Here is a 1,434-nt window from a genome sequence, read left to right on the forward strand (position 1 = left end):
GCGACAACCGCTCGAATCCCTTACCCAACCGGCCTCTCCGCCCATTTTAACCCCAGCGAAAAACCTGCAACCAGTAGGAGGTCCGGAAATTTGCTACCACCCCTCACCAGCTCTACAAGGGTCAACAGCGTGGACGATATTTTCAGGGTCATCTGTGGGTCCGGGTTCATAGTCAACGGCAGCCCCGCGCCGTCTCGATAAACGGCTTCCGAAACTGCGCACTGAATGCACAGAAGCGGCCAGAACCAGTCGCTTCCGATCTCCTTGTGGACATCGCCAAGCGGTTCCCTCAGTGCGTTGAAGATATTCATTCCGGCCCACAGGACACGGTAACGCAACAGCACCGCCTCCCATAACGCGCCGGCATGGCGATTGCCCGAGTTGCTCCGAACATAATCCGCGAGGTAAGTGTCTGTCGTGGACAATAGCTCGAGATGATGTCTCAGTTCGCCGGTTATTCCCAGCCAGCCCCTCAGGCCGGTCGGATCAGGATTTGGTACCGCATCCAAAACGAGAACTTGGAAGCGAGCGCAGTCAAAGATCCACGCCATCACCTCATCTCTGACCGCACGTACTGGGTCGGGCGCTTTCAGCAGAGCCAGCACCTTTTCGGCCCAAGCCTTCGCCTGACTTTCTTTGAACTCCTGCGGGAAATCTTTCGTCATCGCAACGTTATTCGTCCAAAACTGCTGCAAGGCCAGCGACCCAGTTATAAGCGCTTGCGAATTCTCAAAGACCCTCGTCGTGTCTTTGATCGACTGCGGCGTCAGCGAATCACGCAATTTCTTAAACATCGATTCTCCTGTTGCGCCAAGAAGCCCTTACGCGGCGGCTGTTTTCCGTGTGGCTAGTGCGATCCGGCGAAACGCCTGCGCAGGTGTGCCCGCAATGCCGTTTCTGTGGAAGCGTCGTCGTCCTTGCCAGCTTCATACCACACGTCCGCGTAGGCCTCTGCTCGCGCCTCATTAACGCCTTCTTCAGAGGCGAACCGGCGAGCGATGCGTCGCGCCTGGTCAATGTCCTGCACTTCGTCGGTCATCGATTGCTCCCATTTTCCGATTCGTTAATGTTTCAACGCTACGATTGATACAACTAGCGCACACAACGAAACCATTACGGACGCGCCGGCCACAAGCAACATGGCGGTGTTCGTCATGCGTGCGTAGTAGAAGTCGCTCATTTTTCGAATCCACGGCTCTGTGTCTTCCTCATTCCGCAGTCCGTTCGGAAACTGGGTTTTGAACTCGGCAAGCACTTTGGATTGGATGGCCCGATGGAACTCGCTGTTCCAGCCATCGGTCCAGTCAACGAACCATTGCACTACGCGTCTTTTGTCCATAAGGCTGTCAACTGTTTTGCCTCTATTGAATTTTCAGTGGGTGGTATCGTCCCGGTTTCTGGATAAACAAGACGAAGGCAGGTCATGCATAGCCA

General features: G+C 55.1%; 3 protein-coding genes. All 3 read right to left on the reverse strand.

What is annotated here, in order from left to right; translation table 11 throughout:
* Positions 1–20: 20 nt before the first annotated feature.
* From EVC45_RS44605 to EVC45_RS44615, 3 genes are read right to left on the reverse strand one after another with little or no spacing between them, the layout of a single operon-like run.
* Positions 21–794 carry a hypothetical protein gene (locus EVC45_RS44605; protein WP_129964360.1) on the reverse strand — a complete coding sequence of 258 codons (774 nt, stop codon included), beginning with the start codon at positions 792–794 and terminating at the stop codon, positions 21–23.
* A gap of 53 nt (positions 795–847) precedes the next feature.
* Positions 848–1,039: a hypothetical protein gene (locus EVC45_RS44610; RefSeq protein ID WP_129964361.1), complete on the reverse strand. Its 192-nt coding sequence runs from the start codon at positions 1,037–1,039 to the stop codon at positions 848–850.
* Between the two features lie 24 nt (positions 1,040–1,063).
* Positions 1,064–1,339, reverse strand: a complete 276-nt coding sequence (locus EVC45_RS44615; protein WP_129964362.1) for a hypothetical protein — start codon at positions 1,337–1,339, stop codon at positions 1,064–1,066.
* Between the last annotated feature and the right edge of the window lie 95 nt (positions 1,340–1,434).

Origin of the sequence: Paraburkholderia sp. UYCP14C (assembly GCF_004197395.1) — a bacterium.
Classification (GTDB): domain Bacteria; phylum Pseudomonadota; class Gammaproteobacteria; order Burkholderiales; family Burkholderiaceae; genus Paraburkholderia.

What these genes read in the sequence shown, in the direction of transcription:
- EVC45_RS44610 (WP_129964361.1), bottom strand. Translation starts at nt 1,039, where the DNA reads ATGACCGACGAAGTGCAGGACATTGACCAGGCGCGACGCATCGCTCGC.
- EVC45_RS44605 (WP_129964360.1), bottom strand. Translation starts at nt 794, where the DNA reads ATGTTTAAGAAATTGCGTGATTCGCTGACGCCGCAGTCGATCAAAGAC.
- EVC45_RS44615 (WP_129964362.1), bottom strand. Translation starts at nt 1,339, where the DNA reads ATGGACAAAAGACGCGTAGTGCAATGGTTCGTTGACTGGACCGATGGC.